This is a genomic window from Paraburkholderia sabiae, assembly GCF_030412785.1.
Classification (GTDB): Bacteria; Pseudomonadota; Gammaproteobacteria; order Burkholderiales; family Burkholderiaceae; genus Paraburkholderia; species Paraburkholderia sabiae.
Map to the genome: position 1 here is coordinate 342,459 of NZ_CP125296.1, position 15,199 is coordinate 357,657.

General features: G+C 62.4%; 14 protein-coding genes. 9 read left to right on the forward strand and 5 right to left on the reverse strand.

Annotated features, from left to right (window positions below; translation table 11 throughout):
• Positions 1-3: 3 nt before the first annotated feature.
• The gene (locus QEN71_RS31165) at positions 4-1,242 is read right to left on the reverse strand and encodes an ABC transporter substrate-binding protein (RefSeq protein WP_201646999.1); all 1,239 of its coding nucleotides are present in this window, start codon (positions 1,240-1,242) and stop codon (positions 4-6) included.
• A 140-nt stretch (positions 1,243-1,382) separates the two neighbouring features.
• Between QEN71_RS31165 and QEN71_RS31170 the strand changes: the two genes are divergently transcribed.
• The 3 genes from QEN71_RS31170 to QEN71_RS31180 all read left to right on the forward strand — a co-directional run bounded on the left by QEN71_RS31170 (position 1,383) and on the right by QEN71_RS31180 (position 5,006).
• A complete protein-coding gene (locus QEN71_RS31170) occupies positions 1,383-2,096 on the forward strand; it encodes a response regulator (RefSeq protein ID WP_201647000.1) in 714 nt (237 codons plus the stop codon).
• Positions 2,096-3,511 carry an ATP-binding protein gene (locus tag QEN71_RS31175; RefSeq protein WP_201647001.1) on the forward strand — a complete coding sequence of 472 codons (1,416 nt, stop codon included), beginning with the start codon at positions 2,096-2,098 and terminating at the stop codon, positions 3,509-3,511. Before QEN71_RS31170 ends, QEN71_RS31175 begins: the two co-directional genes overlap by 1 nt.
• 145 nt (positions 3,512-3,656) lie before the next feature.
• Positions 3,657-5,006 (forward strand): chloride channel protein, encoded by a 1,350-nt coding sequence (locus tag QEN71_RS31180; RefSeq protein ID WP_201647002.1) that lies wholly within the window; start codon positions 3,657-3,659, stop codon positions 5,004-5,006.
• A gap of 3 nt (positions 5,007-5,009) precedes the next feature.
• On the opposite strand, the gene QEN71_RS31185 is transcribed toward QEN71_RS31180, so the two are convergent.
• Both QEN71_RS31185 and QEN71_RS31190 read right to left on the reverse strand, forming a co-directional pair.
• The gene (locus QEN71_RS31185) at positions 5,010-6,734 is read right to left on the reverse strand and encodes a methyl-accepting chemotaxis protein (protein WP_201647003.1); all 1,725 of its coding nucleotides are present in this window, start codon (positions 6,732-6,734) and stop codon (positions 5,010-5,012) included.
• A 156-nt stretch (positions 6,735-6,890) separates the two neighbouring features.
• A complete protein-coding gene (locus QEN71_RS31190; RefSeq protein WP_201647004.1) occupies positions 6,891-7,823 on the reverse strand; it encodes a LysR family transcriptional regulator in 933 nt (310 codons plus the stop codon).
• Positions 7,824-7,967: 144 nt separating this feature from the next.
• On the opposite strand from QEN71_RS31190, the gene QEN71_RS31195 reads away from it, so the two are divergent.
• Genes QEN71_RS31195 through QEN71_RS31205 form a run of 3 tightly spaced genes read left to right on the forward strand, consistent with a single transcriptional unit; the run spans position 7,968 to position 11,415 of the window.
• Positions 7,968-9,296, forward strand: a complete 1,329-nt coding sequence (locus QEN71_RS31195) for an MFS transporter (RefSeq protein WP_201647005.1) — start codon at positions 7,968-7,970, stop codon at positions 9,294-9,296.
• 20 nt (positions 9,297-9,316) lie between these two features.
• Positions 9,317-10,849 carry a M81 family metallopeptidase gene (locus QEN71_RS31200; RefSeq protein ID WP_201647006.1) on the forward strand — a complete coding sequence of 511 codons (1,533 nt, stop codon included), beginning with the start codon at positions 9,317-9,319 and terminating at the stop codon, positions 10,847-10,849.
• A gap of 50 nt (positions 10,850-10,899) precedes the next feature.
• The gene (locus QEN71_RS31205) at positions 10,900-11,415 is read left to right on the forward strand and encodes an NUDIX hydrolase (protein WP_233471613.1); all 516 of its coding nucleotides are present in this window, start codon (positions 10,900-10,902) and stop codon (positions 11,413-11,415) included.
• Positions 11,416-11,485: 70 nt separating this feature from the next.
• Here the strand turns inward: QEN71_RS31205 and QEN71_RS31210 are convergent, their stop codons facing one another.
• Positions 11,486-12,322 carry a hypothetical protein gene (locus tag QEN71_RS31210; protein WP_201647007.1) on the reverse strand — a complete coding sequence of 279 codons (837 nt, stop codon included), beginning with the start codon at positions 12,320-12,322 and terminating at the stop codon, positions 11,486-11,488.
• A gap of 434 nt (positions 12,323-12,756) precedes the next feature.
• Between QEN71_RS31210 and flhD the strand changes: the two genes are divergently transcribed.
• Together flhD and flhC are read left to right on the forward strand one after the other, a co-directional pair.
• Positions 12,757-13,077, forward strand: a complete 321-nt coding sequence (gene flhD, locus QEN71_RS31215; protein ID WP_201647008.1) for a flagellar transcriptional regulator FlhD — start codon at positions 12,757-12,759, stop codon at positions 13,075-13,077.
• The gene (flhC, locus tag QEN71_RS31220; protein WP_201647009.1) at positions 13,074-13,670 is read left to right on the forward strand and encodes a flagellar transcriptional regulator FlhC; all 597 of its coding nucleotides are present in this window, start codon (positions 13,074-13,076) and stop codon (positions 13,668-13,670) included. Before flhD ends, flhC begins: the two co-directional genes overlap by 4 nt.
• A 6-nt stretch (positions 13,671-13,676) precedes the next feature.
• On the opposite strand, the gene QEN71_RS31225 is transcribed toward flhC, so the two are convergent.
• Positions 13,677-14,045 carry an NUDIX hydrolase gene (locus QEN71_RS31225; protein WP_201647010.1) on the reverse strand — a complete coding sequence of 123 codons (369 nt, stop codon included), beginning with the start codon at positions 14,043-14,045 and terminating at the stop codon, positions 13,677-13,679.
• Positions 14,046-14,282: 237 nt separating this feature from the next.
• Here QEN71_RS31225 and QEN71_RS31230 point away from each other — a divergent pair, with 237 nt between their 5' ends.
• Entirely contained in the window at positions 14,283-15,194 is a 912-nt protein-coding gene (locus QEN71_RS31230; RefSeq protein WP_201647011.1) for a CHAD domain-containing protein, read from the forward strand.
• Positions 15,195-15,199 lie beyond the last annotated feature (5 nt).

The window sequence follows — 15,199 nt, forward strand, 5'->3', positions numbered from 1 at the left end:
CGTTCAGTGCGAAGCCTGCAGCGCGGACGGCGCGAGCGGCGTATCGACCCATTCGGTGCCTTGCGGCGGCACGGCGAGGAAGCGCTTGTACAGTTCGGCTTGCGTCGCGTGCACGTCGAGATCGGCGAACTGCTTCGGATAGAACCACTTCGCGAACGCTTCGATGGCGAGAATGTTGTACGGCGAGTCGTAGTAGTTGTGCGAGATGCCGTGCGCGTTGCCGTCGTGAATCGCCTTGATCGTGTCGAAGCCGGGGCGTGCGATCAGTTGCGCGAGGCTCGCGCGCGCGTCGTGCTCGCTCGTCAGCGTGCCGACGCGCAGCGACGCGAGGCCCGGTTTCGTGCGGCTGCCCGTCGCGATGTAGACGTCGGGCTGCGCGGCAATCACCTGTTCCATGCTGATGTCGCCGAGCACGCCAGGCACGAGGCCCTGCGCGATATTGCGTCCGCCCGCAGCCTGCACGAACTCGCCGAAGTTGCCGTTGCCTGCCGTATGGCAGCAGCCCGCATCCCAGACGCCTGCGAGCAGATCGACGAAGACCTTCGGACGCTGCGCTTCAGGCACGCGATTCACGACGCTCTGCACGCGCGCCAGATGCTGTTGATAGAACTGCGCGTACGCATTCGCCTGCTGATCGCGATGCAGCACCGCGCCGAGCAGCTTGATGCTCGGCAGCGTGTTTTGCAGCGGATGCAGACGGAAATCGACGAATACGACGGTCGTGCCCGTTGCTTCCAGTTGCTTCACGAGCGCGTTGTAGCGGCTCGGGCCGTGGCCGCCCAGGCTGAAGATCGCGAGGTCGGGCTTGAGGCTCAGCGCTTTCTCGTCGCTAATGCTGTCTTCCGTCGCTTTGCCGATCAGCGGAATCGACTTGATTTCAGGGAATTTCTGCGCGTACGCGTCGTAGGTCTGCGGATCCATCAGCGGCAGATCGCCTTGCCAGCCGACAATGCGCGCGAGCGGCTTCTGTCCTTCGAGCAGCGCGACCGCCGACAGCAAACGGCTTTCACCGAGCAGGATGCGCTGCGGTTCGGCGACGGGCACGCGTATCGTGCGGCCTGCGACGTCGGTGACGGTGGCAGGCGCCGTTGCGCTCGCAGCTTGCGCCGCGAATACCGAAGTACTCGCTGTGAACGAAGCGCCCGCCGTCAACACGAGCGCGGCAACAGTAACGGAAGAGACAGCGCGCGCCGCCGTCGAAACAACCCGCCCGCAGGCCAAAGAAAGCACGGAAATCGACATGATATAGTTGCTGGATGAGAATTATTTGCATTTACGGGCGCAACTGTAGCGGCGGGATGTAATGGCGATGTGTTGAAACGGCGCACTTTTGTAATGGAATGTGTTGAGCCGCTTTTTGCCGAGGAAAAGAAGAGCTTTTGATGGACCACATACTTGTCGTCGACGACGATCCGAACATTCGCCAGCTGCTCGGCGACTATCTGCGCAGCATGGGCTATCAGGCGACGACGGCCACCAACGGCGCGCAGATGAAGCAGATCGTCGCGACCTTGCCCGTCGATCTCGTGGTGCTCGACCTGATGCTAGACGGCGAAGACGGACTCGAACTCACGCGCGAGTTGCGCCGCGAGCGCGGCATGCCGATCGTGATTCTGAGTGCGCGCGGCGGGCTGCTCGACCGGATACTCGGGCTCGAAATGGGCGCGGACGATTATCTGCCCAAGCCCTTCGATCCGCGCGAACTGGTCGCGAAGATCAAGTCGGTGTTGCGGCGCGCGCGCAGCATGCCGGGCACGCGGCCCGCCGATGCCGCCGCTTTCGTCAGTTTCTCCGGCTGGCGGCTCGATACGCGGATGAAGCAGATGCTGTCGCCCGAAGGCGTGGTCGTGTCGCTCGGCGGCTCCGATTACCGGACGCTGCGTACGTTGCTCGATCATCCGAACCGGCCGCTGTCGCGCGAATTCCTGCTCGACCATGTGTTCGGCAAGGAGCACACGCCGCTCGACCGTTCGATCGACGTGTGCGTCAGCCGTCTGCGTCATCATCTGAAGGACGCGGCACGCAGCGCCGCGCTGATCCGCACGGTGCGCAACGAAGGCTACATGCTGGTCGCGGACGTCGCGTTCGAAGCGTGATGAACGTACGAAGGAAGCTGCGCCTGTGGCCCGATTCGCTGTTCGGGCGGCTCGTGATGATCCTTGCTGTCGGCATGTTCGCAGGGCAATTGCTGACGAGCACGATCTGGTTCGATACGCACGACAACCGCACGCTCGAAATTCCCGCGCGGCTGTTCGCGAGCCGTCTCGCGGATACGGTTCGGCTGTTGCAGCACGCGCCCGATGCAGCGTCGCGCGATGAGATCGTGCACGGTCTCGCGGACGCGCGTTATCGTCTGCAATGGATCGACACGCCGCAGACGGTGCCGCCGATGCAAACGACGTCGCTTGCGAAGCGCTCTGTGAGCGATCTGATTTCGGGCGTGATTCAAAGGCGTCTTGGCGAGCCGGTCGACGTGCGCGTGATCGACGCCGAGTTGCGCGACGAAGCGCGCAAGCACAAAGGCATTCTGAGTCTCTTCGATTCGCGCATGCCGACGGGCGATTTCCACGTGCAGATGAAGTTGCCTGGCGTGCGTGACGCTGCATGGCTCGACGTGCAAGCCAACGAAGGCCAGGCGGGCATGCAGAGCGAGCCGGATTCGCTCGTGTTCGACTATCTGGTGCGCATCTATCTGATCCGCTTCATTGCGATCTGCGCGCTGGCGCTCGTCGCGGTGCGCTTCGCTTTAAAGCCGCTCCGCGATCTCGCGAAAGCCGCCGATGCGCTCGGCCGTAACATCTATCGGCCGCCGTTGCCCGTCAGCGGTCCGCTCGAAGTGCGCAGCGCGGCGCAGTCGTTCAACTCGATGCAGCGTCAGTTGACGGCGAGCTTCGCCGAACGCGAGCGCTTTCTGACTGCGGTGTCGCACGATCTGCGTTCGCCGCTGACGCGTCTGCGCCTGCGCACGGAGATGTTGCCCGATGCACAATGGCGCGAGCGTCTGCGCGGCGATCTCGACGACATGGAAGCGATGGTGCGTGCGACGCTCGACGCCGTGCAAGGCATTGAAGTGACGGAAACGCGCCGCGACATCGACGTCGATTCGATGCTCGAAGGGCTCGCCGAAGATGCACGCGAAGCGGGCCATACGGTCACAGTCGAAGGTAAAGCGGCGCGGCCGGTTGCGGGCTATCCGCGCAATTTGAAGCGCTGTCTGCAGAATCTGCTCGATAACGCGATCCGCTATGGCGGCGACGCATCGATTCACGTCTCCGACGACGGCCGCGCCGTTCGCATTGCGATTCGCGACAACGGGCCGGGCATTCCCGACGAAACGATGCTCGCGCGCGTGTTCGAGCCGTACTTTCGCGGCAACGCGGCGGCGGGCGGCACGGGCCTCGGACTGACGATCGCGCAAAGCATCGCCGCGACGCATGGTGGCTCGCTCGCTTTGCGTAATCGCACGACGGGCGGGCTCGAAGCGGAGCTGATTCTGCTGCGCGAATCGTGAGTTAAATGGCGCTGCGTCCCGCTGCGCAAAGCTGTCGGCGTCTATTCGATAGCTGCATCAATTGAGTAAATAAAGTTGTTTGATACATGTACGGGAAAACCCTAGACTAGATGGCTCATAGGGTTCTTTCGCGAGCAACGCCGTCATGCCGTCCATCATCACACTCGAGCGCAAATCACTGGCGCGCCTCGCCGCCGTCACGGCGCTGACGGGCGTCGGCGCGGGCCTGGGCGGCATGCTGCTGGCGCTGCTGCTGCACGCGATCCAGCACGTCGCGTATGGCTACAGCCTGCATGCGATCGTCGGCGGCGAGAGTTTTCTGGAAGGCGTGAGCGGCGCGTCGGCTGAGCGGCGCGTGCTCGTCATGAGCGTCTGCGGTCTCGTCGCCGGATTGGGCTGGTGGGCAGTGCGGCGCTTCGGCCAGCCGCTCGTCAGCATCAAGCAGGCAGTGAAATCGCCGGATGCGCCCATGCCGATGCTCAGCACGCTCGCGCATGCCGTGCTGCAAATCGTGACGGTCGCGCTCGGCTCGCCGTTGGGCCGCGAAGTCGCGCCGCGCGAAGTCGGTTCACTGGTGGCGGGCTGGCTGTCGCGCGTGGCGGGTTTGTCGGCGAATGAAACGCGCGTGATGATCGCGTGCGGCGCGGGCGCGGGCCTCGCCGCCGTCTATAACGTGCCGCTCGGCGGGGCCGTGTTCGTGCTCGAAGTGCTGCTCGTCACGTTCGATGCCACCACGGTCGCGATCGCGCTCGTGACGTCGGTGATTGCGGCCGTCGTCGCGTGGATCGGACTCGGCGACGAATCGCAGTACGCGATTCCGTCGTTCGCGTTGAGCGGCAGTCTCGTCGCGTGGTCGGTGGCGGCGGGTCCGCTATTCGGCATCGCCGCGTATGCGTTCTCGCGTTTCATGGAGCGCGCACGCAAGGCCGCGCCCAGCGCCGGCTGGCTGATGATTCCGTTGAACGTCTTGAACTTCGCCGTGATCGGCGTGCTCGCCATGCACTTTCCGCAATTGCTCGGCAACGGTAAGGGCACCGCGCAACTCGGTTTCGACGGTCAGTTGAGCATCGGACTCGCGGCTGCGTTGCTCGCGTTGAAGGTCGCCGTCAGTGCAAGCAGTTTGCGCGTTGGCGCGCATGGCGGCCTGTTGACGCCGGGTTTGACGGTGGGTGCGCTGCTTGCCATCGTGCTCGGCGGCGCGTGGAATCTGGTGGGCGCAAGCGTGCCGACGGGCGCGTTCGCGCTGGTCGGCGCGACGGCGTTTCTCGCTTCGTCGATGAACATGCCGATCACGGCGATCGTGCTCGTCGCCGAGTTCACGCACCTCGGACACGACATGCTGTTCCCGGTGGTGTTCGCCGTGGCGGGCTCGGTCGGTACGAGCCGTTTGTGCGCGATGCTGGCGAGCCGCGCGAGTGGCGCGGCATTGAATGCGGCAAATGTTGCGCGTGAACGGACTGCTGCGATGAAGCTGCTGCCCGTCACGTACAAGTGATCGTCAGAACGTTTCCCAGTCGGCTTCCGAGCGGCTCGCAACCGGTTCGGCCTTCGCCGCGGGTGAAACGAGCGGCCTGGCCGGGGCTGCGCTACGCGGTTTCTTCGACATGGAGACTGCGGCGCGCGCGACACTCTTCGGCGCGTGCGAAGCAGTCGTACGCGTTTCATGCGCAGCGGGCAGCTTGAACGTCGACACCACGTCGCGCAGCGTCGATGCCTGCGACGCCATCGACTGCGCTGCCGCCGATGCTTCCTCGACGAGCGCCGCATTCTGCTGCGTCACTTCATCCATCTGCGAAATCGCGACGTTGACCTGTTCGATGCCGCGATGCTGCTCACCCGAAGCGGCGCTGATTTCGCCCATCAGATCCGACACCTGACGCACCGATTGCACGATCTCGCTCATCGTGCGGCCTGCTTCGTCGACGAGCGCGGTGCCGCTGTTCACGCGATTCACCGATTCGTCGATCAGGTCCTTGATTTCCTTCGCCGCCGACGCGCTGCGTTGCGCGAGCGTGCGCACTTCGCCCGCGACGACAGCGAAGCCGCGTCCCTGTTCGCCGGCACGCGCCGCTTCGACGGCGGCGTTCAGCGCGAGGATGTTGGTCTGGAACGCGATCCCTTCGATCACCGAGATGATCTGCGCGACCTGCTGCGAGCTGCTCGAAATGCCGTGCATCGTATCGACAACGCGGCTCACGACTTCACCGCCGCGCGCTGCCGTGTCGGATGCGCGCGCCGCGAGCGCATTGCCCTGGTTGGCGTTTTCGGCGTTCTGCTTCACGGTCGAGGTCAGCTCTTCCATGCTCGCCGCCGTTTCTTCGAGCGACGCCGCCTGTTCTTCCGTGCGCTGGCTCAGATCGGTGTTGCCTGCCGCGATCTGCGACGAACCCGTCGCGATGCTTTCGCTGCTGGAGCGCACGCGGCCCACCGTATCGAGCAGACGTTCGTTCATGTGACGCAGCGCGCCGAGCAACTGGCTTAGTTCGTCCTTGCCGTCGACGTGAATGGCTGCCGTCAGATCGCCGCGTGCGACGGTCTCGGCCACTTCGACGGAACGGCGCAGCGGACCCGTGATCGAGCGCGTGATGACGAAGGCGATCCCAGCGCCGGCCGCCAGCGCGAACGCCGACAGCAGCAGGATCCAGATGCGTGCGCTGCTGAACGCGGCGCCGGCCTTCACGACTTCGGCTGCGGAGCCGTCGTGATTCAGCTTGATGTCGCTGTCGATCAGTTCGAGCGTCGCCGTGAAGCGCTTCGATCCTTCCGTTGCCGAAAGTTGCCGCGCTTCCGTTGCACTGCCGGCGCCCGCGTCGATGAGCTTCACGACCTTGTCGTCGACTTCGAGATAGCTGGCCCACGACGATTTCATGCTGTCGAGAATCCGCTGTTCTTCCGGCGACGAAACCAGCTTCGAATACGCATCGAGCGACGAATTGAACGCATTGATCGCCGCCGTGTGTTGCGCGCGCGTCGTGCTCATCTGGTTCGCATCGACGGCCAGCAGTTCGCGCAAGGAGAGACGCCGTACGTCGTCGGCGCGGGCGCGCAGCGAGCCCAGTGTTTCGACGCTCGGAAGCCAGTTGCTTCCGATTTCATTGGTGCCGTCATAGATATGCGACGCCTGCATCAAACCGATACCGCCGACTACGCAGAGAAGAACCAGAACGATTGCGAAACCCGCGCCAAGACGCGGACCGATTTTGAGTGTGTTGAGAAATGCCATTGCTCGTCGTGATTGCATGTGAACTGACAAGTCTTTTTATCGGCAAGCACCCACGCCTTCTGCAATAAAGTTTCAAAGATGACGGATAGCCAACGGGCATGCTGCCTGCGCATTACGGTGACGGATCGGATGAAAGGTTGAGGTGACATGTCAGCTTCAAACTTCCTCCGACCCCGCATTGCGCGCGAACATCGACATCTCACGCAAGATCCAGTCGAGCAGTTCGTTCGCGGCGGCGGCGAGCGGCCGTCCCGACTTCACGAGCAGTCGCGCTTTTGCGCCCTGAAACAAGGGGTGATCGAGGGGCACGATGGCGAGTTCTTGCGCATCGAGTTCGCGATACGCGGCGAACTCGCCGATCAACGTCACGCCGTCGCCATGCGCGACGAATCGTTTGAGGGCCGTCAGCGAATTGCTGGTGAGCGTCGCGCGGATCTCGATGTTCTCCGCGAATTCGAGCATCTTCGCGGCGTGGCCGATGCCGAACGTGGCGGGCATCAACGCGAGCGGCCATTCGAGCAGATCCTTCACGCTCGCGGGACCGCCGCGTGTCGCCAGCGGATGATCGCGCCTGACGAGCAGCACGACAGGCTGCGCCGAACTCGCGCGATATTCGATGCGCGGATGCGGCGGCGGATTGTACGCAAGCCCGATATGCGCGCGGCTTTCGGCGACCTGATTCAGCAGATCGTCGACGGCGAGAATGTCGATGCCGATATCCAGCATCGGATACTTCGCGCAAAACGGTGCGATCACTTCTTCGATCAGCGGATCGACATAACCTTCGCTGACGGCCAGTTGCACCTGACCTTGCTGTAGCCCTTTCAGCAGATGAAGCTGGTCTTCGAGCTTCTCCTGCTGCGAGCGGTAGCCGCGCCAGAATTCGAGCAGATGCGCGGCGGCTTCTGTCGGCTTGACGCCGCGCGCCTCGCGCTCGAACAGCGTCGTATCCAGTTCTTCTTCCAGCAATCGAATCTGCCGCGTAATCACTGACGGCGATGTGTTCAGGCTGTCCGCCGCGCCGCGAATGGTGCCGTGCGTCAGCACTTCATGAAAGTAGCGCAGCCGTTGCTGATTGATTTCCCGCATCACGGACGTCTCCCCGGACGATTTTCGAAGCGTTGCCCAACAGGCAACGAAGCGTGAACTTAGTTGCTCTTGCTCGCGCATTTTTACCCCGACACCATGGCAACACGCAAGCAAGGGTACGAAACCCGACACACGGAGACGAACATGACAGCGATACAGACACTGAGGGAGAGCGACGCCGTTCGGGCCCTCTACAACCGGCTCAACTGGCGGTTGCTGCCGTTTCTACTCGCCTGCTACATGTTCGCGTATCTGGACCGCGTGAACGTCGGCTTCGCGAAGCTGCAGATGCAAAGCGACCTCGGTTTCTCCGATGCCGCGTACGGCGTCGGCGCGGGCATCTTCTTTCTCGGCTATGTGCTGTTCGAACTGCCCAGCAATCTGCTGCTGCCGAAGATCGGTGCGCGCAAGACGTTCAGCCGCATTCTGGTGCTGTGGGGTTTGACGTCGGCGTGCATGCTGTTCGTGCACAACGTGCCGATGTTCTACGGCATGCGCTTTCTGCTCGGCATCTTCGAAGCGGGCTTCGCGCCGGGGATGATCTATTACCTGTCGTGCTGGTACGGCCCGACGCGCATGGCGCGCGCCATCGCGATCGTGTTTCTCGCGGGACCGCTGGGCGGGATCGTCGGCGGCCCGCTGTCGGCGTGGCTGATTTCCGCGTTCTCGGGCGTCTATGGTCTCGCGGGCTGGCAGTGGATGTTCCTCGTCGAAGGCTTGCCGTGCATCGCGCTCGGCGTGCTGACGCTGTTCGTGCTGTCCAACCGTCCCGCCGATGCGCGCTGGCTGAACGCTGACGAGAAGCAGTTGCTCGAAAGCGAAACGGGCGTGGCGCACGCACACAACCATTCGTTCAAGGCCGTGGTCCGCGATCCGCGCATCTATGTGCTCGCGTTCGCGTACTTCTCGATCATCTTTCCGATCTACGCGATCAGCTTCTGGCTGCCGACGTTCATCAAGGAGCAGGGCGTCAGCGACACGCTGCGTCTCGGCTGGTACGCGGCGATTCCGTACGTCGCGGCGGGCATCGCGATGTATGTCGCGGGACGCAGTTCGGATCGCACAGGCGAGCGGCGTTTGCATTGCGCGGTGCCCGCGCTGACGGGCGCGCTGCTGCTGATCGCATCGATTTTCACGCAGGGCAATCTGTTCGCGACGCTCGCGCTGCTGACGGCCGCGACCGCGATGATGTGGATGGCCTACACGGTGTTCTGGGCGATGCCGGGCGAATACATCAAAGGACCGGCGGCAGCGGGCGGCATTGCGCTCATCAACACGATCGGGCTGTCGGGCGGCTTCTGGGGACCGGCGGCGATCGGCTGGGCGCGCACGGCGACGGGCAATTCGCATCTCGCGCTGATCGTGATGGCGTGCATGCCGGTGATCGCGGGGCTGCTGATTCTTGCCAGCAGTCGGAGCCGCAAGCCCGCTCGCGATGCAGCCGAATTGGCGTTGAGCCCTGAATCGAACTGAGCACGAGGACGAGACGAATCATGAAAATCCTGATCGCCGGTTTCCAGCACGAGACCAACACCTTTGCGCCGACGAAGGCGTCTTACCAGAGCTTCATCCAGGGCGAAGGCTTTCCGCCGTTGTCGCGCGGCGCCGACGTGCTCGCGTTGCGCGACGTGAACGTGCCGATCGGCGGTTTCATACACGCGGCGCAACGAGCGGGTCACGAACTGATTCCCGTGATCTGGGCGGGCGCGAGCGCATCGGCGCATGTGACGCAGGACGCCTACGAACGCATCGCGGGTGAGATCGTCGACGCCGTGCGCGCCGGTGGTTTCGATGCGATCTATCTCGATCTGCACGGCGCGATGGTCGCCGAACATATCGACGACGGCGAAGGCGAGTTGCTGGCGCGCGTGCGCGCGATCGTCGGCGATGCGATGCCGCTCGTCGTTTCGCTCGATCTGCACGCGAACGTGACGGACCAGATGCTGGCGCTCGCGGATGCGATCGTCGCGTACCGGACGTATCCGCATGTCGATATGGCCGAGACGGGCGAGCGCGCCGCGATACTGCTCGATACATTGACGCGCGATGAACGTCCGCTGAAGCGCGTGGCGCGGCGTATTCCGTTTCTGATTCCGGTGAACGGGATGTGCACGCTCGTCGAACCTGCGCGCGGCATGTACGACACGCTCGCCGCGCTCGAGGAAGAAACGGTTGTGTCGCTCTCGTTTGCGCCGGGTTTTCCCGCCGCGGATTTCCCTGAATGCGGGCCCGTGCTGTGGGGCTACGGTTATGACGAAGACGCGCTCATTGGCGCGATCGATACGCTATACGAGCGCATGCTCACCGACGAATCGAAATGGGAAGTGCAGTTTCTGTCGCCCGATGAAGCGGTTGCCGAAGCGTCGCGTCTCGCGCAGCACGCGGACAAGCCCGTCATCATCGCCGACACGCAGGACAACCCGGGCGTCGGCGGCGATTCGAACACGATGGGCATGGTGCGCGCATTGTTGAGTCATCGCGTCGAGGATGCCGCAGTCGGCGTGATCTGGGACGCCGAGGCGGCAGCGGCGGCACATCGAGCGGGCGTCGGTGCGCGTATCGAACTCGCGCTCGCAGGACGTTCGGGCGTGCCGGGCGACGAGCCGCTGAACGGCGTGTTCGAAGTCGAGCATCTGTCGGACGGGCGGTTCCGCTTCGACGGTCCGATGATGCATGGCATGCAGGGCGATCTCGGCGCGGTTGCGTGTCTGCGGATCGGCGGCGTGCGGATCGTCGTCAGCACGATCAAGATGCAGATCTTCGAGCGCAATTTCTTTCGCGTCGCGGGTGTCGAGCCCGAGGCGATGAAGCTGCTCGTCGTGAAAAGCTCGGTGCATTTTCGCGCGGACTTTCAGCCTTCCGCACACGCGATTCTCGTCGCGAAAGCGCCGGGCCCGATGGCCGCCGATCCCGCCGATTTGCCCTGGCAGCGTCTTGCATCGGATATGCGCGTGCGTCCGCTGGGTCCGACGTTTCGCGATTGGCGTGCGCTGGCTTCGGATGAAGCCGTGGCGCAATTGCCATGAGCAGACGCATGCATTGAACGCGCTTGCATGCGCGCGCCGATTCGGGCGAAATGGCGCATTCTCCATTTCCCGCGCATGCGCTCACACCGATGATTTCATTCGACACCGACGGTCATCGTTTCAACTTGCGCGCGGTCGCGGTGATTCTTTCGGGCGACCACGTGCTGCTGCACAGGCTGGACGGCGATGAATACTGGTCGCTGCCGGGAGGACGCATCGAAGCCGGCGAGGATGCCGCGACGGCCGTCGCGCGCGAGATGCGCGAGGAGCTTGGCATCGCCGTCACGGTTGGACGGCTGCTGTGGATCGTGGAAAACTTCTTCGGGAGCGGTGGTCGCGCGTATCACGAGGTCGGCTTGTACTTCGCCACTGACGTGCCGTCCGACGCGCGCATTCTCGATCTCGACGCGCGTCATTTCGGCGACGAACAGGGCCGCAGAATCGAATTCGCGTGGTTCGAGCGCAAGGAGCTGGCGGATATCGATGTGCGTCCCGCTTTCTTGCGCGATGCGCTTGTGCAGGAACCGTTCCAGTTCGCGCACGTCGTCAATCGCGACGCGGGATGAGCGGCGGCCGTCGCTTGCCGCCGCGGACCTTCAAGTCCTTATGAAAGTGCCCGCACGGGCACCTGGATGATCACTGGCAGGAAAGCACAACGAGACCGTTGACGTCGCCCGTGTTGGTCAGATGCGCGCCGTAGGCAACGGCGAGCAGCGGCTTCGTGACGTCGTTGCCCATCGGTTGCGATGCGACCGTGACGCCGCCGCCCATCGACGTGCCTGCTGCCATGGCGCTTGCCTTCGTGATGATCGCGGCAGTGTCCGAGCCGATCGTGACCGTGGCGGTGAAGTTCACGATGCTGAGCGTCGTCAGATCGAGTGTCGCCGTTGCAGACACGAGCGAGCCCGGCGCAACGCTGCCCGTCGCGGACGAGGGCGAGGTCGCCATCAGGTTGGTACACGAAAGGCTACCGGTGCCCGTCGTCAGCGTGAGCGGCGAGCCGACTGCGTAATGCGCACCCTGATTCGCCGTGTAGTTGCCGCCGCTCGAATCCGATCCATGCGTCCACCGGCCGATTGCCACGTAGCCGCCCGCGCCGTTGATATCGGCGATCGTGCTGTGCTTCGTGAGTGAGATAGCGGGCCCGGTGGTGGCAGAGAGCGTCGTGAAGGCGCCGCCGTAATTCGCCTGCTGCACCTGGCTGGTCAAAGGAGTACTCGCGGCGTTGAACATGGACCCCGAGATGCCATTTCCCGTCAGCGAGTCGGGGATGAACACGGCCGCGACCTGTCCGTTCACGCCCGTGATGGTCGGTGCCGAGCCTTGATAGATCCAGTCACCGACTGTGGTTGTTTGAGGTGTGGAAGTCGTCTGTGTTGCCGCCGACGATCCCGTTGAACTGCCACCGCCACCGCAAGCCGTCAGCATGAGCGCTGCAATCGCGATGGAAATCCCCGTGTATTTCGTGTTCATTCTCAGTCTTCCGTTGATATTGTGGTTTGCTGCGCACCTGCTTGCGGCAGGTTCCTCGGCGCACGCATCACCTATTACGGAAGATCTGGTAAGAAATTTAGCGGTTGCTGAATATTATGCGGAATGGGTTAGACGAGAGGATTAACAGCTCTCTCGGATGCCGATTCTGCATTGCGCTTTCGACATCGCGTTCGCGATGTCGCATCGATCCCCGCCAAGGAAATACGCGCTTCTCACGTGATAGATCCCGTAAGGCACAGCACCCTAAAGCCCTCTTGTCCAACGTCTGCCCCACCTCTATGATCCGCGACAGGTTGTGACAAAATGTAAATTCTGTATCAGACCTCCCCGGTGATTCGAGAGAGGGACGAGCAAAAATAAGGCACGGCAAAATGCCGGCATCACCACGGGGTTTTTCGGTTCACGGGAAACCAATGCAGACGAGCAGCGAAGTACTGAATTCGATCCACGAAATTAACCTGTCGTACCTGATCCTTGCGCAAAAGATTCTGCGCGAGGACAGGTCTGTCGCGATGTTCCGGCTTGGCGTATCGGCCGAACTCGCAACCATTCTTGCCGACTTCACTGTCGCGCAGATCACGCGGCTCGCGATGACGGATCAACTGTTGTGTGCGTTCAGATTCTCCGGGCATGAACAGCTTGCCGCATTGGCGCGGCCGGCGCGGCACGAGGATGTGAAGGCGACACACGCCGCTATTCTGCTGGCAGGGCAGAGCGTGGAGCAGTTCGCATGACATTGACCGCCACGCCCGTCAAAAGCGTCAGCGAGGACGCGCGCGAAATCTTCCGTGCCATCGAACTCATCGAACTCGGCGCGCGCATGCAGTTGCTCGAGAGTGAGTTGAATCTCTCGCGCGACCGGATGATCCGTCTTTATCGGGAACTGAAAGGGGTTTCTCCGCCGAAGGGAATGCTGCCGTTTTCTGCGGACTGGTATTTGACGTGGATGCCCAATATCCACTCGTCACTGTTCTTCAACATCTATCGCTTTCTGAGGGAGCAGGCGCGCTGCGAGCGGCTGGACGCCATTACCAAAGCGTATCGGCTGTATCTGGAGCATTGCGCGGGCAACGGGCTCGAAGTCGTCGTGAGCCTGACGCGTGCGTGGACGATGGTGCGCTTTTTCGAGGCCAACATTCTGCACATGACCCGTTGCAGCCGATGCACGGGCATGTTCGTCGCGCATACGCTCGACCTTCAGACGTCACGCCAATGCGGCGTATGTCAGCCTCCGTCGCGGGCAGGAAGAACAAGAGAGGCGGCGAAATCTCGCGAGACGCAACTCGACGAGTCCGCGCATCCGGAAGTAGCGGACTGCGTCGGCTAGCGCTGCTTACTTCCAGCGCCGTTGATTCATGAGCTTCACGATATCGCTCGTGGGACCGCTGGTCATCAGGCGATGAATGTCGTCGAGGTGAACCCAGCGGCACCTGGCTATTTCGTTACTCGGACGAGCTTTGGCGCGATTCGGGATTTCGCAGGCGAACACGTGATGGTGTTTCTGCTTGCCGCGAAAGTCGAAGAGATGTTTGGCAGACTTGCCAGATAGTCGCGTTTCTTCCTTGAGTTCACGAAGCGCTGCTTCCGTGCGATGTTCTCCACGCTTGAGAATTCCACCCGGCAAGGCCCACTTCGATTGACTACGCGCGACGAGGAGGATTCGTTTGCCTCTACGACAGATTACGGTGGCGCGCTTCTTCAAACCGAACTCCTACGTATGTCCCGGATGTTTTAGCGGCGCTCGATGCGTCCGCGAATCGGGCATTATTTGACGTAGCTCAGCATCCTAATACAGAACGCGCAGAATGTCGCGATGTGAGGACGCGTATGCGCCACACGTCGAGTTCATTTCATCAAAGTGTCACGACACTCGCGACGCTAGAAAATCGATGTGGTACCGTCTGGGCAATTCGGATTTTTGTCCAGACTCGAGGCTGCAATGGATATGGATGGTGACTGGCCGTTACCGCGGCCAACCACTCTCTTCAAGTTCAACCGGCGTCCCGCCGGTTCGTCACTTTCGCAAGCGAACTCTGTCGCCAGTACTTTTTCGTCACTGGCGACGCCCGTCGTGGCCGAAGCCGTGCAAAGAGCAAGAGACCTGGCCACCAAAAGCGACGCTGAAGGATTTCATCAGCTCCGCGTGGCGTTCAGAAAACTTCGCGCTTTGTACTGGGCGTACTCTCCTTACCTCGGAGAAGAAGCCACCGCGCATGCCACCGAGGAGTTCAAGCGACTCGCTGCGCTGGCGGGCGGAACGCGTGACTGGGACATCGCGGGCGATCTTTTGCAAGCGGCCCAGGAATCAGGCGCGTCGATTGAATTGCTTGTAGCGGCGGCGCGCGAGAAGCGTGCGCAAGCCGTCGTGCATAGCCAGACGATGATCAAAAGCGACGCCGTCGAGGCATTTTTAAACGATGTCCTGCTTCGCGCGCAAACCACGCTGCAGTCGAGTTGCAATGATCTTCCCATTCGTGCGTTCGCCAGGAAGCGTGTGCGTCTGGCGCAGCGTGCACTTCAAAAGCGAAGCAGGCGTGCAGTACGTAGCGACGCCGCTTGCGAGGAAGATCTTCACGACGTTCGAAAGGCAGGCAAAAAGCTGAGATACCTGCTCGAGTTCTTTCAACCCGTTATCAAAGGCGGGCACGATCGCACCATCAGGGAGTTGACGTCGGTGCAGAATAAGCTGGGACTGTTCAACGACATCGCCGCAAGCGAGAACCTGATTCGCAGCGCGTCGTTCAACGAGGTTCCACCGCAGGTCGTGCAGGAATCGCTGCAGTGGCTGGAGAAACAGAAGTTTCGAAGAATGCGCGCCGCGTCGCGGCGAGTGCGGAACATCGCCGGCTGACACGC